Origin of the sequence: Acidothermus cellulolyticus 11B, from assembly GCF_000015025.1 — a bacterium.
In the GTDB taxonomy this organism is placed as follows: Bacteria; Actinomycetota; Actinomycetes; order Acidothermales; family Acidothermaceae; genus Acidothermus; species Acidothermus cellulolyticus.
The window spans coordinates 597321-620931 of the sequence record NC_008578.1 but is presented as its reverse complement, the minus strand read 5'-3'; the positions used below and the strand labels follow the sequence as shown (position 1 = coordinate 620931).

Sequence of the window (23611 nt, the reverse complement as noted above, 5' to 3'; positions counted from 1 at the left end):
TGTCCCTTCGTCGAGTGGGCGAAAGGGCACGCCACCCCCCGACCGCGGACACGGCCCTCGACGTGCGAACGATGTCGAAATGGTAACGGCCGAGGCGCATCGCGACTAGCAGGCGGCCGCCGCGTGTCCATGAAATGGCCGAAATGGACGACGGACCTGTGGCCGACGGGACTAGCCTGCTGCGGAACGGCTGCGGCCGACGCCCAGGCGACACGACCACCTGCCATGACGACCGACGCAATGCTCCCCGCCCGGTCACCCCGCCGCGGCCCGCGTGTGCGCGACGTGACACGCAGCCGTCGCCGGTCTCGCCGTTGACGCCCGGTAGCCTGATAAAAGGAGGCGATCACTACCGTGGCACAGACCGCAACGTCGGCGTCCCACTCGTTCGCTGAGTTCGGGGCCAACGAATGGCTCGTCGACGAAATGTATCAACGCTATTTGCACGACCCGAACTCCGTTGATCCCGCGTGGTGGGACTTCTTCGCCGACTACGTGCCACGAGATCGGCCGGCTCCGGCAGCGACGGCCACTGCCTCGGCGGCGGGCGCGCCCGCGCGGACGACGATCGGCGATGCGGCCACTCGGGCAGCGGGGGCGGGCGGCGGCACTGCGGTCATGGAAGCGGCCACCGCCGGGGGGGCCGCGGCCACCCGCGTCATCGAAACCCCCGCACCGGAGGCGGAACCGATCCCGTCCCGTGGGGACGGTTTGGCCGCGCAGGCCGTTCCGCTCAAGGGATCCGCCGCGCGGACGGCGTCCAACATGACGGCGAGCCTCACCATTCCGACAGCCACCAGCGTGCGGGAAATCCCGGCCAAGCTGCTGATCGACAACCGCTTGGTCATGAACAACCATCTGCGCCGTGGGCGGGGCGGAAAGATTTCCTTCACCCACATCATCGGTTACGCGGTGGTGAAGGCGGCGCTCGCACATCCTGAGATGAACGTTGCGTACACCGAGGTGAACGGCCGTCCTGGTGTCATTCAGTATCCCGACGTGAATCTCGGGTTGGCCATCGACGTCACCCGCGACGACGGCACCCGCCAACTCCTCGTGCCGTGCATCAAGGCTGCGCAACGCATGGATTTCGCCCAGTTCTGGGTGGCGTATGAAGACCTCGTGCGGCGGGCGCGGAGCGGAAAGCTCACGCCGGACGATTTCACCGGCACGACACTCACCCTCACCAACCCCGGCACGATCGGCACCGTGCATTCGGTCCCCCGGTTGATGCCGGGGCAAGGCTGCATCATCGGCGTCGGCGCGATGGAATATCCCGCGCAATTCCAGGGCGCCGCCGAGGAAACCCTCGCCAACCTGGCGGTGAGCAAGGTGCTCACCTTGACGTCCACCTATGACCACCGGGTCATTCAAGGTGCTCAGTCAGGGGAATTCCTTCGGCATATTCACCGGCTCCTCCTCGGCGAGGAAGGCTTCTACGACGAGCTCTTCCGCGCCTTGCGCATCCCATACGAGCCGGTGCGCTGGGTGAAGGACATCGTCGCGAGTCACGCTGACGAGGTCGGCAAGCAGGCCCGGGTCGTTGAACTCATTCACGCGTACCGGGTGCGCGGCCATCTCATGGCGGATACGAACCCGCTGGAATTCGAGATGCGCCGACACCCTGATCTGGACATCGTCAATCACGGGCTCACGCTGTGGGATCTCGACCGGAAATTCGCCACCGGAGGCTTCGCCGGTGAGCCGGTGATGCGGCTGCGCGACATCCTCGGCGTCCTGCGTGATTCGTACTGCCGCACGGTCGGCGTCGAATACATGCACATCCAAGACCCCGAGCAGCGGCGGTGGATTCAGCAGCGCGTCGAACAACCGCAGCAACGGCTCGATCGCGACGAGCAACTGTACATTCTCAAGCGGCTGAACGTCGCGGAAGCCTTCGAAACCTTCCTCCAGACGAAATATGTCGGCCAGCGTCGCTTCTCGTTGGAGGGTGCGGAAACGCTGATTCCCCTCCTGGACACCATCATTGACGCCGCGGCGCATCAGGGGCTTGACGAGGTTGTCATCGGCATGGCGCACCGCGGGCGGCTCAATGTGCTGGCCAATATCGTCGGCAAGAGCTACGCGCAGATTTTCCGCGAATTCGAGGGGTACTTGGATCCCGCCTCGACACACGGCTCGGGCGACGTGAAATACCACCTTGGGGCGGAAGGCCGGTACACGACCCGCGACGGCACGAAAGACATCAAGGTGTCGCTGGTGTCTAACCCCAGCCATCTGGAGGCGGTCGATCCTGTGCTCGAGGGCATCGTCCGGGCCAAACAAGACCTGCTGAACAAGGGCGCGGAGTACCCGGTCCTGCCGCTCGCCATTCACGGCGATGCCGCGTTCGCCGGCCAAGGAGTGGTCGCCGAGACCCTCAACCTCTCCCAGCTCCGCGGCTACCGCACTGGGGGCACGATTCACGTCGTCGTCAACAACCAAGTGGGATTCACCACGGCACCGTCGGCAGCGCGTTCGAGCGTGTACGCAACCGACGTCGCGCGGATGATCCAGGCGCCGATTTTCCATGTGAACGGTGACGATCCGGAGGCGGCGGTCCGTGTAGCCCGTATCGCCCTGGATTTCCGCCAGGCGTTCAAGAAAGACGTCGTCATCGACCTCGTGTGTTACCGCCGGCGGGGCCACAACGAGGCGGACGACCCGTCGATGACGCAGCCCCTGATGTACGACCTCATCGATGCGAAACGCTCGGTGCGCAAGCTGTACACCGAAGCGCTCATCGGGCGGGGTGACATCGGGATTGACGAGGCGGAAGCGGCCTTACGTGATTACCGGGCGCGGTTGGAGGAGGCATTCGCGGAGACCAAGGACTCCGCGCCGCCGCGGCCAAGTTCCCCGCCGCAGCGGGCGACCCCGCCGGCTCCGGCGGCCGTGGACACGTCGATTTCCGTGGCCACGTTGAAACGGATCGCTGAATCGCAGGTGAATCTGCCGCCGGGCTTCACCCCGCATCCGCGGTTGGTGCCCCTCCTGCAACGCCGCGCCGCCATGGTGGACAGCGACGCCATCGACTGGCCGATGGCGGAGCTCATCGCTTTTGGTTCGCTGATGCTCGAAGGCCACCCGGTGCGCCTCGCCGGCCAAGACTCCCGCCGCGGCACTTTCGTGCAGCGGCACGCCGTCCTCGTCGACCGGAAGACCGGCGCCGAGTACACGCCGCTCGCCCACCTCGATCCGAACCAAGCGCCGTTCTACATCTACGATTCCTTGCTCTCGGAATTCGCCGCGCTCGGTTTCGAATACGGATACTCGGTGGTCCGCAGTGACGCACTCGTCGCCTGGGAGGCGCAGTTCGGTGATTTCGCCAATGGTGCACAGACCATCATTGACGAATTCATCAGCTCGGGCGAGCAGAAGTGGGGACAGCGCAGCGGCCTCGTCCTCCTGCTCCCGCACGGCTACGAGGGCCAGGGACCGGACCACTCCTCGGGGCGGATCGAACGTTTCCTGCAACTGTGCGCTCAGGAGAACATGACGGTCGCGGTGCCGTCGTGTGCGGCGAGTTACTTCCATTTGCTGCGCTGGCATGTTCTCTCCCAAGTACGCCGTCCGCTCGTCGTCTTCACCCCCAAGTCAATGTTGCGGGCCAAGTCAGCCGCTTCGCCCGCTTCCGCATTCACCGCCGGCCGCTGGTCACCCGTGCTGGGTGACCCGGATCCGCGGGATCCTGCCGAGGTGCGACGGGTCTTGCTGTGCAGCGGTAAGATCGCGTGGGAGTTGGTGGAGCGGCGAGCTGCGCAGCAGCGTACCGATACCGCGATTCTCCGGGTAGAACAGCTGTATCCCCTTCCCGGCGAGGAAATTCAGGCGGCGCTTGCTGCGTTTCCGCGGCTCGACGAGGTCGTCTGGGTACAGGAAGAACCGGTCAACATGGGGGCTTGGCCGTTTATCGCGCTGCACCTGGCGCCGACGCTGGGCAGCGGGATGCGCTGCATTGCCCGGCCGGAGAGCTCCGCGCCGGCGACGGGTTCGCACGTGCGCAGCGAGGAGGAGCAGCGCGAATTGCTCGCGGCCGCACTTCCGGAGAGCTGACGCCGCGTGAACGCGATTCCATTGTGCGAGGACGCCATGTATTTCACGGATCGAGGTATCGAGGAACTCGAGAGCCGACGGGGTGAGGAGTCCGTCTCGCTCGCGTGGCTCGCCGAGCAGCTTCGTCGTTTCGTCGATCTCAACCCGGAATTCGAAGCCGCGATCGACCGGCTGGCGACCTGGTTGGCCCGCGAAGAGGAGACGGTCGACGACGTCTGACCGCGGAGCGGCGTACAGACCTCTGAGAACGGCAGGCACAACGCGTCGTCCCGTGGGAGACGCCGGGACTGCCGCTAGGGAATGGTGAAGACGATTTTGCCGAAAACGTCGCCCGCTTCCAGAGCGGCGAAACCCTCGATCGCTTGATGCAACGGCAACACGCGGTCGATGACCGGACGGATGTTCCGCGCCGCACAGAACGCAAGCAGACCGGCCAATTCGTCGCGTGATCCCATGGTGACGCCGACGATGCGAATCTGCTGATAGAAAATCCGGTTCAGCTCGACCGGGGACGGATCGCCGCTGGTCGCGCCGCAGACCACGACAGTTCCGCCCGGCCGGACAGCGCGCAGGGAGTGTCCCCAGGTCGCGGCGCCCACGCTGTCCAGAACGGCATCCACCCGCTCCGGCAGCCGCTCACCACGGTCGAAGACCGCGTCGGCGCCCAGGTTCGCCGCGCGACGGCCACGCTCGGCGTCCCGAGTTGCCACCCACACGCGAAACCCCATCGCGCCGGCGAGCACAATCGCGGCGGTTGACACCCCACCGCCGGCGCCCTGCACCAAGATGGTGTCGCCCGGCCGGGCTCCTGATCGGAGCAGCATCCGATACGCCGTGAGCCACGCAGTCGGCAGACAGGCGGCCTCGACGTCGTCCAGCGCATCGGGTTTAGGAAGGAGATTTCGGGCCGGCACCACAAGGTGTTCGGCGAACGTGCCGTCATACCGCTCGGAGAGCAGACTGCGCCGAGGGTCGTTGACTTCGTCCCCGCGCCCGGCGTCCGGATCCGCGATGACCGCGTGGACCACCACCGGATTGCCGTCCTCGTCGACGCCTGCCGCGTCCATGCCGAGGATGCGCGGCAGCTCATCGGAACGCAGCCCAACACCACGCAGGCTCCACAGATCGTGGTGGTTCAGTGCTGCGGCCTTGACACGCACCAGACGCCAACCCTCGGGAACGTCAGGTTCCGGCCGGTCAGCAACGACAAGTCCGGAAAGGGGATTCGTGTCATCGGTTCGCGCTGCCAGTACGGCCAACACGCCTGAAGCATACGTCCAGCAGAGAGGTCGACACATCAGGGCTCTTATGCGACGAGCAACGGAAGACGATCAACGCTCCAGTAGTAGCGCGGATCCGTAGGCGATAGGTCTAGACATGTGCCACCTCGCCGAATAAGTTTGAACCATGACATCACATCGAATCGGCATTCTCGGCACCGGATTGATCGGAAACTTCTACGCGCAGACCCTCCGTCGTGGCCGCTCGCGGGACGAGGTGGCGGTCGTGTATTCGCGAACGGCAGAACGCGCGCGCGAATTCGCCGAGCGTTTTCAGATCGCTACCTGGACAACAGACCTCGAAGAGGCCACCAGTCACCCCGCGATTGACACCGTCGTAGTGGCCTTACCAAACGACCTCCACCTGCCAGCAGTTAAGCTCGCCGCCACTGCAGGCAAGGCCGTCCTCGTGACCAAGCCGCTAGCACGGACGGCCACAGAAGCGCGTGAAATCCTTCGCATAGTGGAGGAAGCGGGCATATTCGCCGGCTACTTGGAGGATCTCTGCTACACCCCAAAGACGCTCCGGGCCTTGGAGTACGTCGAGCAAGGAACACTCGGCGACGTGCTCTGGGTCCGAAGTCGGGAAACACATCCTGGGCCGCACAGCGCGTGGTTTTGGGATCCCCGCCGCGCCGGCGCGGGCGCTATCGTCGATCTCGGGTGTCATTGCATCGAGATCATCAGGAGTTTCGTCGGTAAGCACGTTCGACCGATTGAAGCTTTATGCTGGGCTGACACCCTCGTCCACCCTATAGATGCTGAAGACAATGCGGTTGGATTGATCAGGTTTGAGAATGGCGCGCTAGGTCAGTTTGAGGTCAGCTGGACATTCCGTGGCGGCATGGATCTCCGCGATGAGGTCGCCGGCACCGAGGGTACCATCTGGCTGAATCACTTCCTGCGCACCGGCTTCGAGATGTTCACGAGCGAGGCGAACTCCTCGTACGTCGCCGAGAAGGCCGAGGTCGAGCGCGGTTGGCTCTTCCCGGTAGGCGACGAGATCGGCGAACTCGGCTATGTCGATATGTTCGACGACATGTTCGCAGCGCTTGACGCGGGTCGACAGCCGAGGGAGACGGTCTATGACGGATACATCGTCAACGCCATTATCGACGCCTGTCTGGCCTCCGCAAGAAACCATCGCTGGGAGACTATCAATCTCGAGTGGCGAGGCGGTCAATCTCACAGGATTGAGAGGCGTCACCAAAATGTCGGCGATCTCATCCTTGTTAAGCAAGAGCGTCTGCCTGACGGGCGTCAGAAGCTCATTCTCAAGGATCCTCGGACTGGCGATTTCTTAGACCGAATCGTCTAACGAAGCGAGCACCGATGCGCGCGAGGCTCAGCGTCCGTCCGCGTGAGACGAGCGTACGGATGACTGCGACGGCAATTTACCCACGGCCTCGAGCCCGGCAGGCGGGCGCGAGGTCGTGGGTAATCGTACCTGGGATGCAGCCAGGCTCAGACGATAAATGGTCTCAAGACATCTCGTGCCAGAAGGAAGCCGGCACGGACGCGCTCAACTGTTCCTTCAAAGCTCCGGTCCTCATGCTCGACCACAACGTATCCGTCATATCCGACGCGATATAACGCGGAGAAGACCCGCGCCCACGGCACCTCACCTAGACCTGGGAGACGTGGGATCTGCCATCCCATTCCGAGAGAAAGAATCCCACGCTCATATAGACCATCTCGATCGATTTCCAGGTCTTTTGCGTGGACATGATAGATACGCTCTCCGAATTCGCGGATGACCCGCTCAATATCAATCATCTGCCAGATAAGATGTGACGGATCCAAGTTCAATCCCAAGGTTCCGTCATCGAACCATCCGAATATTTCCCGCCATGTTGACGGTGCGTAAAAGAGATTATGACCACCGGGCCATTCGTCCCAACTGAAGATCATCGGACAGTTCTCAATGGCAAGGCGCACGCCATGGTCTCGCGCATAAGCTACAAGGTCCGGTAAGAACCGCCGGGCGTCCTTAATGTTCTCCGGAAGCGGCTTGCTGGCGTCTGCGCCGATAAATGTATTAACCACTGAGACGTTGAGCAATTGAGCCGCTCGAATGACGGCGCGTAGATGGTTGAGCACCGTCTCGCGGTGGGACATGTCTGGATGGAGCGGATTGGGATAGTAGCCAAGTGCACTTATCGCAACACCCTTTGATGCCAGCTCATTGTTAATTTCTTCCGCCTTCGCCTTGTCAAGCGTTGCAACGTCAATGTGACAGACTCCAGCGTAACGCCGTGTTGCTCCTTCTTCGCGCGGCCAACACGCGACCTCGAGAGCGTCGAAGCCGTGCGCTGCACTCCAATCAGCGATTTCGGAAAGAGTTGAATTGGGAAACGCTGCTGTCAGCAGTCCGAGTTTCATCGCTCCTCCTCACTGGAACCCAACGTCCTACGCGTGCTGATTCTTCGATTGCTTCGCAGATCAGGACGAGATCGTAGCCATCCGTAAATGTGGGATAACGCGGCTGAGCGGAACGACCGCCGCGTAATATGTCGTCGTAGACATCTCCGAATAGCGAGACGAAGGTGTCCGGATAGCCTTCGACGTGGCCTACAGGATAGCGAGCCTTCTTGGTTGCGAGATCACTCAAGAGATCGTAGTCTTTGGTTACCAATTCGTTGGGTTGCCCGCGATGCCCCAGCCATAAGTACTCCGGCTCCTCCGAGCGCCATGTCAGCGACGATTCAGAGCCGTCCACCTGGACTTCGATGCAGTTCTTGTTGCCATAGGAGACTTGGCTAAAGGTCGCGACAGCCCGGGCTCCATTACGGAACCGTGCCAGTAGGGCGGCAGCGTCATCGCTGTGAACGTCGACCTCGACACCGCTCACCTCCTCGTCTCGGACGTGGCGAAAGGTTTCCATGGTCGCCGTCGGGCGCCTACGTTTAGGCAGGAATGTATAGAGATCGGCAAAGACACTGTCGATACGGTCGTCGAGCCACGTCTGCACAAGGTCGAGCCAATGCACCCCGATGTCGGCCACGGCACGGAGTCTCCCTTGCTGATCGGGCTCTAGACGCCAGTTCCAGTCCGTTGCCCGCGCGAGCCAGTCTTGGTGATAGCGACCGGTCACCATCCGCACGGTGCCGATCCGGCCGCGCGCAATCAGATCTCGCGCATGGATGCACTGCGGGTAGTAGCGCACGTTGAGACACACGGCAGTCACGGTGTCAGCGTGAAGACTCATGTCGACCAACGCTGAAGCTTCTTCAGAGGACGGTGCCAGAGGCTTTTCGCAGATCACGTGCTTCCCCGCCTCTAACGCCTGCATCACTTGCTGGGCGTGTAATGAGTTAGGCGTTACGATATGCACGGCCTGAACGCTGCGGTCTTCCAGGACCTCAGCAAGTGATCTATATGCCCGAGGCAGGCCGAGCCTCCTCGCGGCCGTGTCACCACGCTCAGGCGTGCGGCCTACAATGCCACGCACTTGGACACCAAGTCGCCGGAGTGCATCTGTATGCGCGGTGGCCATGAAGCCCGTTCCCACGATCGCCGCTCCGACATTGCCGTAGCCGTTCATGATAGAAGTCTCCGTCCCGTGACGCGTGCGTACAGCCAAGCGAGCAAGAGCACGACGAGTCCATACACCACTTGGCGGACTGCGTCGGACGTATTTAGCGAGGTCAAGAGACGGTCTAGGACCGTGAGACTCAGGGCACCTAAAATCGTGCCTGCGTATCCTCCTTGGCCACCGAAGATCGAGGTTCCGCCTAGCACAGCAGCAGCGATCGCAGTCAACAGGTAGCTATTTGTCTGGTCAGGAGCCACGCCGCCACTGATTCCCGAATAAAGCAGGCCGGCAACCGCGGCTAGCAATTCGGTACCGATGTATACGGCAATCACTACTTGCCACAGTTTCACTCCAGCAAGACGGCTGGCCGTGGTATTGTCGCCAATCGCATAGATCAGTCTTCCTATACCTGTGCGCCCCAGTCCCCAAATCAGCAGTGCGGCTATAACAGCAAGCACGACAGCGTTGCTCGGGATAGGACCGACCAGCGTACCGGTACTTATGCGCGTTACAACGGGAAGGATCTGTGTTGTGCCAGCAAGAAATCCATTGCCAACAAGACCGACTGTCGTTATACCGAGCAAGACGCTCGACATCCCCAAGGTCATAATGAGAGGATTGACCTTGAAGACTCCAATACCCAGTCCGTTCACCAAACCGACTGCAACACCGACAGCCAAGGCCAGGCCGATCGCGGGAACTGTGCCGAGATGACTCTTGCTGGCGGCTACATAAGCAGCGAGGTTAGCAGTCATTGTAACAGACAAGGAAATTCCGCCAGTTAGCATGCACAGTGTTTCGGCCGCGCCGAAGATCGCAAGCGGACACGTGAGAAGTAGGACCGCGCGAAGGCCGTTCTCGGTGAAGAGTCCGTGGTCTCGGATGCCTGTTACGAGATACAGCACCGCAAATACGCCGAAAAGCGCCACGAAGGGCCGCTCCGCAAGCCTATCCCGCCAACTCGCTTGATCGGCGGGGGCCGTCACTGCACTCATACCTTCCTCCGGAGAGCATCGCCAGACGCTGGAACCCTACGTGGCACGCCTTTTGACTGCTAGCCATGTCCCAATCATGACGACGACAATAATGACGCATCCCTGGACTACCTGAGCGAGATTCGGATCTACACCCTCACCAAGCATGATAGCTGGAATGAGGCCCAAGACGACCGCTGCCAAAACGGGTCCGACAAGTCCACCGACCCCGCCCGTCAGCGCTACACCGCCAAGTACTGCGGCAGCGATGCTTGAGAGTGTCGCTGCAAGTCCGATACTACTGCGAGGATCACCACTGCCGGTATAGGCCGTATTGATCACTCCTGCCATGCCGGCGAACATTCCGCCCAACGTGTAGGCGACCACGCGCACGCGCGATACATCAACGCCAGCTAGGTACGCGGCTGCGCGATTGCCGCCGATGGCATATAGCTTGACACCTAAAGTGCTCCGCTTTAGTGGCATCCACAACACGCTAAGAACTCCAACAGTCCACAGGATCGACGGCAAAGGCTGGGAAAGTCCACCCGCGACGGCCGATCGAAAGCCTTGCGCCGTCCCGCCGCCGGGCTGGTTCAGTATCAGCAGCGCGGCACCCGAAAGAACAAAGAGATACGCTAGCGTGACAACAATATCAGGGACACGCGAGAGCACAATTGTGGTTCCAACGATCGTTCCGATGGCCGCTCCGATCGCGATGACCGCGATGGCCAGAAGGAAGCACATTCCGGTGTGTTGACCCTTCATCCATAGCGCTGATAGACAGTTCGCGAATACCATCGCCGCGCCCAGCGCCAGATCAATCCCTCCCGAGATGATAACGATGGCCTGCCCCATCCCAAGGAAGGCTACGACCATCGCACCCGCGGTGATCGTGCGGAGCTCAAAGCCCCCAAACTTAGGTAGCTGACTAAATCGCCAGAAGAAAAGTACGAGCAAGAAGCCTGCCGTAACAATAAGCCAGCCATGGCGCCGCCGCAAACGCGCCCAGCGGCTCGTAGGTTTCGGTACAAGCGCCGGTCGTGGAGGAGCCGTGGTCATCTTTTAAGCCCTCTCTTTAGGCTATCGTCCTATGCCCAAGCGACGTCTCACCTCGCGACTTCCAATCCGTGACATGCGCTGAGCAGCGTCTCCTCATCGGTGTCAGGTGGAAGCTCCTCTATGATCTGACCGTTGTACAACACCAGCACACGGTCGGCGACCAGCGAGATCTCGCGCAGCTCGCTGGTAAACATAAGAATACCTGCTCCGGCCGCAGCGAGATCGCGAATAAGTACATACAGCTGTCTTTTCGTGCCAATGTCTATGCCGCGCGTAGGGTCGAAGAGCAGCAAGACCTGAAAGCCGGATGCAAGCCAGCGGCCAATCGTCAGCTTCTGCTGGTTGCCGCCAGACAGCCGACCAGCAGCTCCTGCCCTGGCATCTATCGCGAGACGGCGTACGACATCTTCGATGCGCCGCTTCTCCGCCTTCCATCTGATCGCTCCCCATGAGCGAAAGCGCGCGTATAGCGGAAGGGTAAGGTTTTCTCTGATCGGCCGCTTAGGAAGCAGCGCAGTCGCTCGGTCCGCGGGTACTAGTACGAGTCCCTGGCGAATGGCATCTGCAGGTCCGCGGGCGCTCAGCGGTTTACCGCACACAACTATCTGGCCAGACGAGGGTCGATACTCACCCGCTAGTGCCGCAAAGAGCACGTCCTGACCCTGCCCTTCGAGCGCGATAAGTCCGACGACCTCCCCCTTGTGCACGCTAAAGCTAACGTCACGCAGCGGGCCAACCGTAAGATGCTTGACGTCAAGCAGTGGCACCTGCTCCCGCGTCTGATGAATGACGCGCGACTCCCGCGCCGTTAGCTGTTCTGGCGACGTTCCGAGCATGGCTGCCACCATGCGCCCTTCGCCTCCGTCGCGTGGCTCGAAAGTCTCCACGTTGCAACCGTCACGAAGCACCGTACAACGATCACACAGTTCCATAACTTCCGCGAGACGATGAGAGATGAACAAGATAGACTGTCCGGCGCGTACCGCCTCGCGGAGTACGGAAAAAACGCGTTCAGTGATATCCGAGGGAAGAGCGGCCGTCAACTCGTCAAGCAGGAGAACGCGTGGAGACAACACAAGTTGCTTGGCTAAGTCGATGAGCCGAAGAAGAAACAAGGGAAGGTCGCGCACAAGCTCATCAAACTGCAGATCGGATACTCCAAAGCTAGCCAACGCTTCGCGGACTTGATCGGGATCCGAATGGGTGAGGCTGAGATTCTCTCTGACCGTCAGCTCGCCGATAAGTGCAGGCTCTTGGAACACTGTCGCGAGGCCGGCAGCTCGAGCCTGGGATGGATTACGAAAGCGAACGCTCCGCCCCGTGAGCATGATGGAACCAGCATCCGCTTGGGCGACGCCGCTCAGGATCTTGACGAGCGTCGATTTTCCGGCGCCGTTGGCGCCGAGAAGCGCGTGGATCTCGCCGCGCTTGATATCGAGGTCAACGGAGCGAAGAGCCACTACAGGTCCGTAACGCTTAGCAAGATTGCGAACTTGAAGAACCGTCTCCGACACGTCAGCCTCACTCGTCAACCACGTTGGGTTGTGGGCCAAGACAGTCTCGGCCCACAACCCAACGCTATCGTTTGATTCATTCGCCAGGACCCTTGCAAGCGATAAGCTGTTGCGGCGTGTATGTCGTCCAAGGCTTGATTTCCACCTGCGAAGGCCACGTGGGCGGCAGGTTGGGGAAGTGGTACGTCTGCAGCTTATCCTTTGCGGTAGCGAGATCCCATACCTCGGGTGTCAGGAGGGTCTGCTTGGGGACGGACTTTCCCTGCAGCACGTCGAGAGCGATATCGAGCCCAACGGCGCCAACGGCGGCTGGGTTAGTTACTGCGGCACCAGGCTGACCTGCCAGCAGTTGTGCGACGAAGCCGTTGTTGTCCGCCCCAACAACTGGAATCGGAGTCTTGCCAAGTGTCTTGAAGGCGTTCACGACGGTGTAGTCGGTGCCCGACGTCCAGATTCCGTCATAGTGGTGAGCAGTAAGCTCCTGCGTCGCGAGAGCGGCAGCCTTCGTGAAGTCCCAGCCCGTGTACACCTCCTTGAACTTGATTCCCGGGTACTGCGCCATAACGCTGCGAAAACCCTGGTCACGGGCAATGTCGGCCGGTGCGCCTTGAGCGCCTCTCATATAGAGGACGTCGCCCTTGCCGTTGAGCGCTTTCGCGAGCCATTCTGCGCCGAGCTTGCCATACTCTTCCTGGTTGTTCGCCGCTAAGTACACGTCGGGCGCAGTCACTGCTTGGTCAACGGCTACGACGACGATGCCCTTTTTGACTGCGGCCTCAAGAACACTATTCAGCTTTTCCGGGTCAGACGGGTTGACGATGATTGCGTTGACGCCTTGGGAGATCAGGTTCTGCAAATCTTGAATCTGATCTGTCGGTCCACCGTTCTTGGAGATGACGACAACCTTCTTGACCTGACCACTAACCAGAGCTTGAGCTTTGATCGAGCAGATCATCTCCTCACGCCAACCGTTACCGGCAATTGTGTTGCTGACGCCGATAACGTATGAGCCGCCTCCGGTCGAGCTACCTCCGCTTGCAGGACTCGAAGCGGCGGCAGAGGACGCGCTCGCCGCTGCACTGCCAGCCGGGCTTTCTGATCCTGACGACGCGGTCTTAGAGGTGCTCGAACACGCCGCCAGCAATGCGGCCATAGCGACCGCGAGCCCGGAGACGACGAGTCGAGTTCGTGGTGTTCGTTGTGCCATCATCAATAACTCCTTTCTGAGGTTTTATGAATCGTCACGCGTGGCAACACGCATATCAGCGGCGTTCTGCAGTGCGTACGGTTCACCGGGAGGATGCCGCGATGGATGGAGGCGGCCCGCAAGACGGCGAGCGTGCTCGTCGTATGCCGCATCGAACAGTCGGGCTGACTCCTCCGGATCAACGAGCGGAACACCGACAAGAACCGGCGGCATCGCGCCCCGCGCCGCCAGCAATTCCGCTGTCCGAACTTTGATCTCATTAATTGCAGCGATTCCAGTTACGGTTGACGCCGGGCCGATGGGCCATGGGAGTCCGTCAATTGGTACGAGCGCATCCCCTGGGGGCGTGCACAAATCAATAACAATGTCCGCGTGGTCAAGTAGTCGTGTTCCCGACGAATGAAGAGGAGCACTTGCCATCGACTGTGCAACCGAGGTCAGCGCGATAACCGGCAAGCCACGCTTACGTGCCCCCATCGCAATCTCGATTGAGTTAGCAGTCACTCCCGATGCACTGACAACGATGAAGGCGTCCTTGGAGTGAAAGAAGAAGTTCCTCAGGATGATTTCACCGAGCCCTTCTACGCGCTCGATGAACATTGCTTGTCGCTGGCCGTTGCTGCCGATTACCTGGGTGTGGAAGGTTGTCGAGAGCTCGACGAGTGGATGAAAGCCAGGGTAAGAGGCATAGCGGGGGAACATCTCCTCGACGGCCATGCGAGAATGTCCGGTGCCAAAGAGGTATACCAATCCATCGTTCGCGATCGACTCGGCGCAGATCTTTGCAGCCTGGTCAAGAGCGCTGTTCTGCGTCGCAGCGAAGCGCTCCAACAACTGTTTCGCCTTTGCGATCCACTGTCCAGCTACGGGCACTGACGCAGCCTCTCCGTTTTTGATCAGCGACTTGTCTAGACAATCGATAACATTACCCAGCTCGAACTCGCCTTCGCAAGTACCTGTTGCCTTGCTGTAACACTTCTCGTGACAGGCGGTCCGCCGTTGGACAACGCGGCGTCGAGAAGAGGCTGCTGTGCACGGTCCGTTCGGCCAGGCCTGACCGGTGGGGAGGTGCCGTCTTGGTACCCTTCGCCCGCTACTTGTACGTGGCGGTAGCGTAGCTAGAGTCACGATAGTGAAACTTATGCTTGCGACAAGCATAAGTCAATGCAGAAAAGTCACAAGTGGATAACGATGCAACAAAAGAGGGTCAATGGTGCTGCACGACGCGCTGTCTGAAGATCATGTCGAGGAGCTGGCGCAACTGCTCGCTCTGATTCGGCGCGGGTCGGCTGTAACGCGGTCCGAGCTAGTCCAGAGCTCCGGGTTCGGTCGTACTGCCATCGCTCGTCGACTTGATCACCTGATGGCCCTCGGTCTTATAGCGGAGAGTGAGCCCCTTCCTTCAACCGGGGGACGAATGCCGCGCGGCGTTTATTTCCGCGCCGACGCCGGCCGCTTGCTCGTCGCTGAACTCGGCGCAACGAGTATCGCCGCTGGCATCTGTGATCTTGACTGCCGTGTCTTGTCGTCTCGGGAGGAGGCATGGGACATTGCTGCCGGCCCGGAGTCAACTCTCGCTCGCTTGGAGGCGCTGCTCAGCGAACTTCTTCGGGATCACCAAGCAAAGGTGTGGGGAATCGGCGTTGGCCTGCCGGGACCCATTGAATTTGCGACAGGACGTCCCGTATCGCCGCCCATCATGCCCGGTTGGGACCGCTACCCGGTCCGGGAGCGACTAGCGAAACGCTTCTCCGCGCCCGTCTGGGTAGACAACGACGTCAACGTTCTCGCGCTAGGCGAACTGCGGGCAGGCGTCGGACGAGCGCATAGTGATCTCATCTATATCAAGATTGGAACAGGCATCGGCGCCGGCATCGTCAGCGGTGGGCGGCTCCACCGCGGAGCGCAAGGATGTGCAGGGGACATTGGTCATGTCGCGGTTACAGATGATCAGGCGGTGGTATGCCGCTGCGGCAATATTGGCTGTCTAGAAGCGGTCGCCGGGGGAGCTGCCTTGGCACGACGGGCCACAGCATGGGCGCGCGAGGGTCGTAGCGGCTACCTGCAGCAACGACTGACGGAAGGTGGTGACCTCACGGCGGCGACGATTGCGGCCGGTGCCGCAGCAGGTGACACCGGATGCGTCGAGTTGCTCGCGGCCGCCGCGCGGCAAATCGGGGACTCATTAGCAACTTTCGTAAACTTCTTCAATCCCTCAATTGTCATCATCGGCGGAGGCGTTGCCCAGGCGGGAAACGCGTTTCTCGCTTCGATACGCCAGCGGGTCTACTCAAGATCCCTTCCGTTAGCCACTCGAGATTTGCAGATCGTCTTGTCCTCACTGGGCGATATCGGCGGACTGATCGGTGCGGCGCACATGGTGGTAGACGAAATCCTGTCGCCGAAGGTGCTATCCTTGTGGATCAAGGAAGGTACGCCCGAAGCACTTGCAGGAGCACACGCGGGAAATTGAGGATACCGTGAGATAGTACCAAGGCTTTCACCGGCTCCGTCTGGTTGCGCCCTCTCGAAGCCACGGCCAACAGATAGCTCTAAGGTCAAAGATGTGACGAAGAGTCAAGGACCGTCATCGGGTGTAGAGATCTCAGCGCAGCATCGCGGACGCACCCGCGAAGCTCGCTATCGGGAGATAGAACGCTATCTCCGCGAACTGATCGCCTCGGCCAAACCAGGTGATCGTCTACCAAGCGAAGCCCAATTGTGCGCCCGCTTCGGCGTAAGCCGCATGACGGTACGACAAGCGCTGGGAGAACTGGAGCGGGACGGCAGCATCGAGAGAAGTCAGGGGCGAGGCACCCTGGTCGCGGTGCGACCGATGCACCGAGTACCCGGAGTCTTCCTGTCCTTCAGCGAAGAGATGGAAAGGCGCGGGTTGAAGCCCAGCTCCCGCCTGATCTCCGCCGGGTTGGAGCACGCACGCCCGACGGAGGTTGCCGACTTGAGATTGGGTCACCAAGACCGCGTCGTCCGAATCGTTCGGGTACGGCTCGCAGATGGTGTACCAGTCGCGCTTGAAGATGCTGCGCTTCCCGAGCGGTACACCTTTGTGCTTGACGCCGACCTTACCAATGGCTCCTTACATAAAGCGCTGGAAGCACGTGGAACAATCGCGTCTCGAGCAGTAGGTACTATTCATGCTCGACTGGCTCGTTCGAGCGAGGTCGGCCTCTTGGACTTACCGCCAAATGCCGCCCTCCTGGTGGAGACGCGGCTACTTTTTGATCAAAATGGCTTACCGTTTGAGCGTACCGAAACGCGTTACGTTGCTGACAGGTATGTCATTGACGTCGTCCATACACATCCCTGAGTCGATCTCAGCCGACCAGAGGGCCGCGCCAATTGCGCCGGCGACCGGGCCAAGCTCGGCGGCAACAATTTCGTACGTCTCGGCGTCAACCAGTGCAGCTCGTCGCGCAACCATGTCGCGAAGCGATGCAATCAGCAGCCTGCTCGCGCTTGCGGCGCCCCCACCGATGACCACGCGTTCGGGCCGCAGCAGTGTGACGACGTTTGCGATTCCGGCGGCTAGGTACTTCGCCGCTCTGGCCACTGCCGCTCGCGCCTCTTTCTCGCCGCGCTCAGCCGCCGCGTAGATTTCGTCTAAGGACGCAAGACCGGTGGCACGCATCAGTGCGAGGCTGCCCGCGAGAGCCTCGACACAGCCGAAGCCACCGCAGGTACATAACGGACCATCGACCTCCACAATCTGATGACCGACCTCCCCTCGGCGTCCGTCGCTGCCCATGAGCAACCGGCCGTCAACGACGAGACCGCCCCCAATGCCGGTACCTACCGTCACGCCAACAACGGTTTGGTGGCCTTTGCCAGCGCCGAGACGCGCTTCCGCGAGAGTAAACGCGCGTGCGTCGTTGATGAGGACCACGGGTACGCGCCATAGAGTTGTCAGGTACTCCCGCAAGCGGAAGCCTCGCCACGCGCCCGGCATGTTCGGCAGGAACTCGATCTCACCGCTGGATGCACGATAGAGGCCAGGAATTCCGACGCCGGCACCGACCACACGTCCAACTTCAGCTACGGCGTCAAGCGCATAGCGGGCAAGTCGTTCCGCAACTGCGGAGGGTCCTTCGTCCGCGGCTGTCGGATACTGAGCACTAAAACGCAGAGCCACTTCTCCGGAGGCGTCAATTTCGACCACAACGACCTTGATCCGCGTTGCTCCGAGATCGACACCCAGGCGAAGATGCCTCGCGCTTGTCGGAAGGGCATCACCACGGGTTCGACTCGACAAGTTGGACATCACACTCCCTTACGCGCACGCAGGTCGTCCAGAATCCTTGACGTGGCAGTGGCGCCGACACGGTCAGCGCCAGCATTGATCATCTGAAGAAAGACATCCAGCGTCCGGATACCATGAGCGGCCTTCACCTTCACCTTTGGCGACACCGCTGACCGCAAGAGCTCAACGTCTTCAACGGTCGCACCCGACGGTGCAAAGCCTGTTGACGTCTTGACAAATGCAGCGCCTGCCTCCTCAACCAGTTTCGCCCCCTGAATCTTCTCTTCCTTCGTCAAGAAAGCCGTCTCCAGTATCACCTTCACCGCGCCGTCGACAGCTGCGGCTGCGTCGACAACGGCCGCGATATCGTCATGAACCTCGCGATAGCGACCCGAGCGAAGCATACCGATTTGGATAACCATGTCAAACTCCCGGGCTCCGTCATCGATCGCACGTCGCGTTTCTGCAACCTTGGTGGCAGTAGTGTGCGAGCCGTGCGGAAAACCGACCACTGTGCCGACGACCACCCCGGTGCCCGCGAGCTCCCTCACACAGAGCGGCACGTCGATGGGACGGCAACATACGCTCGCGACGCCATACTTCATTGCCGTCTCACAGCCTGCCTGCACGTCGGCGACGGTCAGCTCTGGTCGAAGCAACGAGTGATCAATGAACTTGGCCGCCTCCTCGATCGTTATCGTCTCGGCCGTCCAGTGTCGTTCCTGCATGTCTATGAGCTCCTCTCTCCATGACGGTCTCTTAGATCATGACAGCTAGGTTCTGAGAGCCTCCGCGCAACAACTGACTCCTCGGACAAAGCTGCGGCTCCATCCAGAACAGACCAACCTCCATCAACAGCGATCAGTTGGCCGGTCAAAGCTGTCGTCCGGGCACTACACAGTTCGACGGCAAGCTCCGTTACATGCCGGGCCGCCAGGATCCCTCCCGTAAGAGCCTGCTTTCGCGCAATAAAAGCCATCGTCGACGCATCGCTCGCCGCTCTTGCAGACATCGGCGTGCGCACCAGTCCTGGAGCAAGAGCATTTATTCGCACACCCGTACCTGCATAATAGCTGGCCGCCGACCGGACCAGCCCGACAATAGCTGCCTTCGCGGATGCATACGCATGTGTTGCAAAAAATGCTGGTGCAGGCGACCAGGCGAGGACACTCGCCAATAGCACAACTGAGCCTCGGGATCCATCGTCGTCACGCGGTTGATCCAACATTAGGCGCACTGCTTCGCGCGCCGTCAGGAACGCAGTCGTCACATTAAGATCAAAAGACGCCTTCCAGCCATCCAACGGAACCGAGTGAAGAGGGCCATCACCCATGGCGCGTCCACTTCCCCCTGCTGCTCCATACACGGCATCAACACGTCCCAATACGCGGCGCGCGGCATCAAAAGCAGCAACTGCCTCATCTTCGTTGGACAGGTCGGCCAGAGCATATGGCACATTCAATGCCCTACATTCGTCCGCGACCTTACCAATAACGAAGACGCGTGCACCTTCCTCCGTGAACCGTAGCACGGCGTCCGCAGCCATGCCACTAGAACCCGTCACTATAACTCCACGAGCGGAAAGTCGATTCATCGGATTCCCTCGAGACTGAACACCCGAGCCGGATTGGTAACCCAGAGCGCATGAGCGATCTCGGAACCAACATTCATCTCGAGCGCAATCTTGAAAGAACGGCGGATTTCTGCAATGCCCGGCGTTCCTCCAAGCGCAGTCCACAAAGAACGTCGCGCAGCGTCCGTACCTAGAAGAATTTGCGAGTAATAGCCAGACTCAACCATTCTTTGCAGGAGAGAAAGAGTCTGATCTGGTGTACGAAGACCTTGGTCGTAGACAAGATTGACGCCGGCGCTCAGCATTTCTGCATGATATACCGGATCTGGCATCTTGTCAGTATGCGAGAGAATGACGCGATGCAGCGGCACACCCAGGTCACGGAAAGTGTCAATGTGTTCTAGTCCACCCGTTCCTGCTTCGCAGTGAGTCATGATAGGTGCGCCCGTTCTGGCGGCCGCAATAGATGCAGCCAAGAAGATGCGTCGGTCTCGGTGCGTCAGTCCGTTTTTGCTGCCTGCTACCTTAATGCATCCAGCACGATGCGGTGACCGCCGCACTACGGGACCGCAAAGATCGAAATAGTCAATGCCTTCGGTGATATCCTGGACAAACAACTCAGCTAATTCCTCGGCTGCCAGTAATTCTCCCCAATGACGTTCCCCATAGTAACGTTTATGATGTAGCCCAGTACATGAGACAATGTGGATTCCCGTTCGCCGCGCAACCTCAGCCAGCTTGGCAATATTGCGACCGGCATCCGCTGGCATCGCGTCGATCAATGATTGAACTCCGGCTTTTTTGCATTCCTCTAACTCCGTGACAGCTGCTTCGACGCTTTGTAATGCGATCTCTGGATTGATGATTTTCGGCACGCCGCCGTCAATAATGACATGCTCATGGGACAAGCATACGCCCAGTTCTGTCGAGCTGATATCGCCGAGTATCGTCCGGACCAGCGCATTTCCCTGCACAGGCATGCCGGAGTCAGACTCTCTTGCTTGCGTCGACGTCACCGGCACGGGGCACCTTCGTCCAAGAGAAGAATTGCACCATCGTCACGCAGTCGATCCCTAAGGACGTTGAAGTGGACGTCGCGAATGTCTCGCGAGTTTGTCGTAGCGAGTCCCGCCAGAGTTCCCGCAGCCTGACCCATCGCCATGCACTGCGCCATCGACCGGACCGCTGCGTGCGCATCGTGCGTCGCAGAGAAGCACCTTCCGACCACGAGGACGTTCTCACCATCCCTAGGGAGAAGAGCACGAAGTGGTATTCCGACGACTCGTCCCTCTGGTAGATACTGCCATCGCGTCGTGTCATCCGAGCGATGATCCTCGATCGGAGCCCCAGAAAGCGCGACTTGATCGTCAAACTGTCGTGCCTGCAAAACGTCATCTGCTGTCAGCACGTATTCACCGCGGATTCGACGCGTCTCGCGCAACCCTATCTGGGTACTCATCGCAACCAAGTGCGAGTTTGCGTATCCAGGAATCTTGTCTCTCAGAAAGCGCGCGTATTCCAAAACCTGTCGGCGGCCCTCTATCTCAACTTCAGTAAGGTACCACGGATCAGTTGCGTTAACGGTTACCTCACCTCTTACCGCTGCGCCCGGCACGCGCGTCATGACGGTCGCGGTGACGCCCGGTATCGGCGTGATGTGGTCGGAGCCGTCGCGCCTTGGTAGGTGATATAGGCCGGAGTTTGCAGCTTCTCGCATTAAGCGATGAAGTTCGTCACGGCTGACCGTGCGACGGAGATCCACATCGACGTTGGCCAATCGGAACGTGGTTGTCAAAGATTGTGCAGGACTGTCGCGGCCAGCTAGCTCATAACTGAATCCGGCAAAATGGCACACATCAGCATCTCCGCTCGCATCAATGGCGACACGACAACGCACGATGCCGAGGCCAGCCTTTGTCGCGACGACAATTGAATGAACACGGCCCTTGTCAACCGCAACATCCTGCACCATCGCGTGGAGCAAGACTCGCGCGCCCGCAGCGGTGACCAGGCGCTCCCATACGATCTTCAAATGATCTGGAAGGTACGTAATTCCCGTTCCAGCACCGTACGTATTGGGCCGCTCGACCACCGTACCGAGGCGGCGCAGCTCAGCAACCACTTCGTCCGCGATCCCCCCCACGACTTTATGCGCAACTTCACCGGGAGTGTAGAACCCGTAAAACGTGTCAAGCACGGCGGTGGAGACGCCTCCGAGAAAGGGCAACTTTTCAACGACCAACGTGCGGGCACCCTGTCGAGCAGCCGCAATCGCCGCCGCACTTCCGGCCGAGCCAGATCCAACGACCACGACATCGAATTCACCGAGGTCGATAGGTCGTCTAGACATGTTTGTTGTCTATCACACCGTTGGCGCCGGGGTCAAGGTGTGGTTCGTCTAGATAAGCCCGTGGCGATGCGCGCCTCAAGCCAAGGCCACCGCCGGTGCCTCCGGCCCACCGGTGCTTCGAGCCGGGAGGCGCTGCGCCACCGACCGGCGGAGCGTTGCCCCCCGGTCGGGAGCGGTGTTGTGTCACGAGCCGGACGCGCATTGCCTCCCGATAGGCTGTGGACCATGGATGTCGCCCCTCTCGCGGTTCCCGACGCCTGGGTGTTCACGCCGCGCCAGTACCCCGATGAGCGTGGCGTCTTCCTTGAGTGGTTCCGCGCCGACGTCCTCAGCAGGGTGATCGGTCACCAGATGGCCATTGCGCAGTCGAACCAGTCCGTCTCGCGGCGGGGCACCATCCGCGGCGTCCACTTCGCTGACGTCCCGCCAAGTCAGGCGAAGTACGTGTACTGCGCCCGCGGAGCTGTCCTGGATGTCGTCGTCGACATCCGTGTCGGCTCGCCCACGTTCGGCCGCCTCGACACGGTCCGCCTCGATGACGTCGACCGCCGCGCCGTCTACATTTCCGAAGGTCTCGGGCACGCGTTCATGGCATTGACCGACGACGCCGTCGTGACCTACCTCTGCTCAACCGGATACGCGCCGGAACGAGAGCACGGCGTCAATCCGCTCGACGAGGAACTGGGAATTCCCTGGCCGCGCGACATCGAGCCCATCTTGTCGGCGAAGGACGCCGCAGCTCCCGGACTGGCGAAGGCGGCCGCGGACGGATTGCTCCCCACGTACGCCGAATGCCTGGCGTTCTACGCCTCTCTGCGCTCCCGCTCGTAACACACCGGCCGCCGGCGCAGCCACCATGCGAGACGCGTCAGCGGGAAATATCGCAGCACGACACGACCCACAATATCCGCCGATGGCACGGCCCCGAAGTGAAAACTATCGGCCGCACCCGGCGCCTGCGGATTATCCGACACGAGCCACCACCCGGTCTCTGTTTCCCACGCGAGACGCTTGACGACGAGACGACCAGGCTCCCGAGGGTGACGGGCGACGACCATATCGCCTGGGTGCAGCCGGGACGTGCGGACGACGAGCAAGCAATCACCCGAGTGCAGGGTCGGCAGCATCGAAGCCCCCTCGACGACCACCGCCCGCCATCGGTTCCGCCAACCGACCGGCGCCGTCCTGAGTGAAGCGATCAAGGCGAGGGGTAGGGTCAAAACGACAGGCATCCGCCGCCCGCGGACACCAGCGCCGGACGGCGTCCACGGCGGCACGCCGGACCGCTCGTCCGCACGCCGACGACGTCCACTGGAAGGAGTTGTCATGAAGGTACTCGCTCGCCTTCTCACCCCCCGCACAACCGTCCATGCGCACTGTGATCTGCCGTGCGGGGTCTACGATCCTGCCCAGGCCCGCATCGAAGCGGAATCCGTCAAGGCCATCATGGAGAAATACCAAGCCAACGACGACCCCGCCTTCCGAGCCCGGGCTCTGTTCATCAAGGAACAACGTGCTGAGCTTGTGAAACACCACCTGTGGGTGCTCTGGACGGATTACTTCAAGCCCAACCACTTGGAGAAGTACCCACAGCTCCACCAACTGTTCTGGGAGGCCACCAAGCTCGCCGGCGCCGCCGGGGCGAAAGGTCAGCAAGACCCGGCTGTCGCCCAGCAGCTCCTGGACAAAATCGCCGAGATTGACAAGATCTTCTGGGAGACCAAGCAGGGCTGACCGACACGCGATCGCGACGTCGTCCCGGGGCGTTCACCGCGCCCCGGGCGATGTGCCCCGTACAGTCA

The 23611-nt window shown here is 60.8% G+C and carries 21 protein-coding genes; 7 read left to right on the top strand and 14 right to left on the bottom strand.

Going from position 1 to position 23611, the window contains the following annotated elements:
* Positions 1–354 precede the first annotated feature (354 nt).
* The gene (locus ACEL_RS03000) at positions 355–4056 is read left to right on the top strand and encodes a multifunctional oxoglutarate decarboxylase/oxoglutarate dehydrogenase thiamine pyrophosphate-binding subunit/dihydrolipoyllysine-residue succinyltransferase subunit (protein WP_011719422.1); all 3702 of its coding nucleotides are present in this window, start codon (positions 355–357) and stop codon (positions 4054–4056) included.
* A gap of 36 nt (positions 4057–4092) precedes the next feature.
* Positions 4093–4275 carry a DUF6104 family protein gene (locus ACEL_RS02995; protein ID WP_011719421.1) on the top strand — a complete coding sequence of 61 codons (183 nt, stop codon included), beginning with the start codon at positions 4093–4095 and terminating at the stop codon, positions 4273–4275.
* Positions 4276–4349: 74 nt separating this feature from the next.
* Here the strand turns inward: ACEL_RS02995 and ACEL_RS02990 are convergent, their stop codons facing one another.
* On the bottom strand, positions 4350–5318 hold the full coding sequence (locus ACEL_RS02990; protein WP_041834906.1) for a zinc-binding dehydrogenase: 969 nt from the start codon (positions 5316–5318) through the stop codon (positions 4350–4352).
* Positions 5319–5463: 145 nt separating this feature from the next.
* On the opposite strand from ACEL_RS02990, the gene ACEL_RS02985 reads away from it, so the two are divergent.
* Positions 5464–6654, top strand: a complete 1191-nt coding sequence (locus ACEL_RS02985; protein WP_011719419.1) for a Gfo/Idh/MocA family protein — start codon at positions 5464–5466, stop codon at positions 6652–6654.
* Between the two features lie 146 nt (positions 6655–6800).
* Here ACEL_RS02985 and ACEL_RS02980 read toward each other — a convergent pair whose 3' ends face one another.
* The 7 genes from ACEL_RS02980 to ACEL_RS02950 all read right to left on the bottom strand — a co-directional run bounded on the left by ACEL_RS02980 (position 6801) and on the right by ACEL_RS02950 (position 14501).
* Positions 6801–7718: a sugar phosphate isomerase/epimerase family protein gene (locus ACEL_RS02980; RefSeq protein ID WP_011719418.1), complete on the bottom strand. Its 918-nt coding sequence runs from the start codon at positions 7716–7718 to the stop codon at positions 6801–6803.
* Positions 7660–8880 carry a Gfo/Idh/MocA family protein gene (locus ACEL_RS02975; protein WP_083760464.1) on the bottom strand — a complete coding sequence of 407 codons (1221 nt, stop codon included), beginning with the start codon at positions 8878–8880 and terminating at the stop codon, positions 7660–7662. The genes ACEL_RS02980 and ACEL_RS02975 overlap by 59 nt, the downstream gene beginning before the upstream one ends.
* Positions 8877–9800 (bottom strand): ABC transporter permease, encoded by a 924-nt coding sequence (locus ACEL_RS02970; protein ID WP_202943403.1) that lies wholly within the window; start codon positions 9798–9800, stop codon positions 8877–8879. Before ACEL_RS02970 ends, ACEL_RS02975 begins: the two co-directional genes overlap by 4 nt.
* A gap of 102 nt (positions 9801–9902) precedes the next feature.
* Positions 9903–10907 carry an ABC transporter permease gene (locus ACEL_RS02965; protein ID WP_011719415.1) on the bottom strand — a complete coding sequence of 335 codons (1005 nt, stop codon included), beginning with the start codon at positions 10905–10907 and terminating at the stop codon, positions 9903–9905.
* A gap of 47 nt (positions 10908–10954) precedes the next feature.
* On the bottom strand, positions 10955–12421 hold the full coding sequence (locus ACEL_RS02960) for a sugar ABC transporter ATP-binding protein (protein WP_011719414.1): 1467 nt from the start codon (positions 12419–12421) through the stop codon (positions 10955–10957).
* Positions 12422–12497: 76 nt separating this feature from the next.
* On the bottom strand, positions 12498–13631 hold the full coding sequence (locus ACEL_RS02955; RefSeq protein WP_202943402.1) for a substrate-binding domain-containing protein: 1134 nt from the start codon (positions 13629–13631) through the stop codon (positions 12498–12500).
* Positions 13632–13652: 21 nt separating this feature from the next.
* The gene (locus ACEL_RS02950; protein ID WP_011719412.1) at positions 13653–14501 is read right to left on the bottom strand and encodes a sugar isomerase domain-containing protein; all 849 of its coding nucleotides are present in this window, start codon (positions 14499–14501) and stop codon (positions 13653–13655) included.
* A 337-nt stretch (positions 14502–14838) separates the two neighbouring features.
* Here ACEL_RS02950 and ACEL_RS02945 point away from each other — a divergent pair, with 337 nt between their 5' ends.
* Both ACEL_RS02945 and ACEL_RS12905 read left to right on the top strand, forming a co-directional pair.
* Positions 14839–16101 carry an ROK family protein gene (locus ACEL_RS02945; RefSeq protein ID WP_011719411.1) on the top strand — a complete coding sequence of 421 codons (1263 nt, stop codon included), beginning with the start codon at positions 14839–14841 and terminating at the stop codon, positions 16099–16101.
* Between the two features lie 93 nt (positions 16102–16194).
* Positions 16195–16956 carry a GntR family transcriptional regulator gene (locus tag ACEL_RS12905; protein ID WP_011719410.1) on the top strand — a complete coding sequence of 254 codons (762 nt, stop codon included), beginning with the start codon at positions 16195–16197 and terminating at the stop codon, positions 16954–16956.
* Here ACEL_RS12905 and ACEL_RS02940 read toward each other — a convergent pair.
* Genes ACEL_RS02940 through ACEL_RS02925 form a run of 5 tightly spaced genes read right to left on the bottom strand, consistent with a single transcriptional unit; the run spans position 16882 to position 21809 of the window.
* Positions 16882–17907 (bottom strand): ROK family protein, encoded by a 1026-nt coding sequence (locus ACEL_RS02940; RefSeq protein ID WP_011719409.1) that lies wholly within the window; start codon positions 17905–17907, stop codon positions 16882–16884. The two genes, ACEL_RS12905 and ACEL_RS02940, sit on opposite strands and share 75 nt — an antisense overlap.
* The gene (gene deoC, locus ACEL_RS02935; protein WP_011719408.1) at positions 17907–18614 is read right to left on the bottom strand and encodes a deoxyribose-phosphate aldolase; all 708 of its coding nucleotides are present in this window, start codon (positions 18612–18614) and stop codon (positions 17907–17909) included. The genes ACEL_RS02940 and deoC overlap by 1 nt, the downstream gene beginning before the upstream one ends.
* Before the next feature lie 2 nt (positions 18615–18616).
* The gene (locus ACEL_RS12900; protein WP_011719407.1) at positions 18617–19480 is read right to left on the bottom strand and encodes an SDR family NAD(P)-dependent oxidoreductase; all 864 of its coding nucleotides are present in this window, start codon (positions 19478–19480) and stop codon (positions 18617–18619) included.
* Positions 19477–20475, bottom strand: a complete 999-nt coding sequence (locus ACEL_RS02930; RefSeq protein ID WP_011719406.1) for a phosphotriesterase family protein — start codon at positions 20473–20475, stop codon at positions 19477–19479. The genes ACEL_RS12900 and ACEL_RS02930 overlap by 4 nt, the downstream gene beginning before the upstream one ends.
* The gene (locus tag ACEL_RS02925) at positions 20472–21809 is read right to left on the bottom strand and encodes an FAD-dependent oxidoreductase (RefSeq protein ID WP_011719405.1); all 1338 of its coding nucleotides are present in this window, start codon (positions 21807–21809) and stop codon (positions 20472–20474) included. Before ACEL_RS02925 ends, ACEL_RS02930 begins: the two co-directional genes overlap by 4 nt.
* 225 nt (positions 21810–22034) lie before the next feature.
* Here ACEL_RS02925 and rfbC point away from each other — a divergent pair, with 225 nt between their 5' ends.
* Complete coding sequence (rfbC, locus tag ACEL_RS02920; protein WP_041834904.1) at positions 22035–22640, top strand: dTDP-4-dehydrorhamnose 3,5-epimerase; 606 nt, start codon at positions 22035–22037, stop codon at positions 22638–22640.
* On the opposite strand, the gene sodX is transcribed toward rfbC, so the two are convergent.
* Positions 22613–23137 carry a nickel-type superoxide dismutase maturation protease gene (sodX, locus tag ACEL_RS12545; RefSeq protein WP_238378053.1) on the bottom strand — a complete coding sequence of 175 codons (525 nt, stop codon included), beginning with the start codon at positions 23135–23137 and terminating at the stop codon, positions 22613–22615. The genes rfbC and sodX overlap by 28 nt on opposite strands.
* On the opposite strand from sodX, the gene sodN reads away from it, so the two are divergent.
* On the top strand, positions 23136–23543 hold the full coding sequence (sodN, locus tag ACEL_RS02910) for a superoxide dismutase, Ni (RefSeq protein ID WP_011719402.1): 408 nt from the start codon (positions 23136–23138) through the stop codon (positions 23541–23543). The genes sodX and sodN overlap by 2 nt on opposite strands.
* The last annotated feature ends 68 nt before the right edge of the window (positions 23544–23611 follow it).

Coding starts and splice junctions, on each gene's coding strand:
- ACEL_RS02925 (WP_011719405.1), bottom strand. CDS start 21,809: ATGTCTAGACGACCTATCGACCTCGGTGAATTCGATGTCGTGGTCGTT.
- deoC (WP_011719408.1), bottom strand. CDS start 18,614: ATGCAGGAACGACACTGGACGGCCGAGACGATAACGATCGAGGAGGCG.
- sodX (WP_238378053.1), bottom strand. CDS start 23,137: ATGACAACTCCTTCCAGTGGACGTCGTCGGCGTGCGGACGAGCGGTCC.
- rfbC (WP_041834904.1), top strand. CDS start 22,035: ATGGATGTCGCCCCTCTCGCGGTTCCCGACGCCTGGGTGTTCACGCCG.
- sodN (WP_011719402.1), top strand. CDS start 23,136: ATGAAGGTACTCGCTCGCCTTCTCACCCCCCGCACAACCGTCCATGCG.
- ACEL_RS02940 (WP_011719409.1), bottom strand. CDS start 17,907: ATGTCCAACTTGTCGAGTCGAACCCGTGGTGATGCCCTTCCGACAAGC.
- ACEL_RS02975 (WP_083760464.1), bottom strand. CDS start 8,880: ATGAACGGCTACGGCAATGTCGGAGCGGCGATCGTGGGAACGGGCTTC.
- ACEL_RS02980 (WP_011719418.1), bottom strand. CDS start 7,718: ATGAAACTCGGACTGCTGACAGCAGCGTTTCCCAATTCAACTCTTTCC.
- ACEL_RS02995 (WP_011719421.1), top strand. CDS start 4,093: ATGTATTTCACGGATCGAGGTATCGAGGAACTCGAGAGCCGACGGGGT.
- ACEL_RS02945 (WP_011719411.1), top strand. CDS start 14,839: ATGGTGCTGCACGACGCGCTGTCTGAAGATCATGTCGAGGAGCTGGCG.
- ACEL_RS02985 (WP_011719419.1), top strand. CDS start 5,464: ATGACATCACATCGAATCGGCATTCTCGGCACCGGATTGATCGGAAAC.
- ACEL_RS02955 (WP_202943402.1), bottom strand. CDS start 13,631: ATGATGGCACAACGAACACCACGAACTCGACTCGTCGTCTCCGGGCTC.
- ACEL_RS12900 (WP_011719407.1), bottom strand. CDS start 19,480: ATGAATCGACTTTCCGCTCGTGGAGTTATAGTGACGGGTTCTAGTGGC.
- ACEL_RS02965 (WP_011719415.1), bottom strand. CDS start 10,907: ATGACCACGGCTCCTCCACGACCGGCGCTTGTACCGAAACCTACGAGC.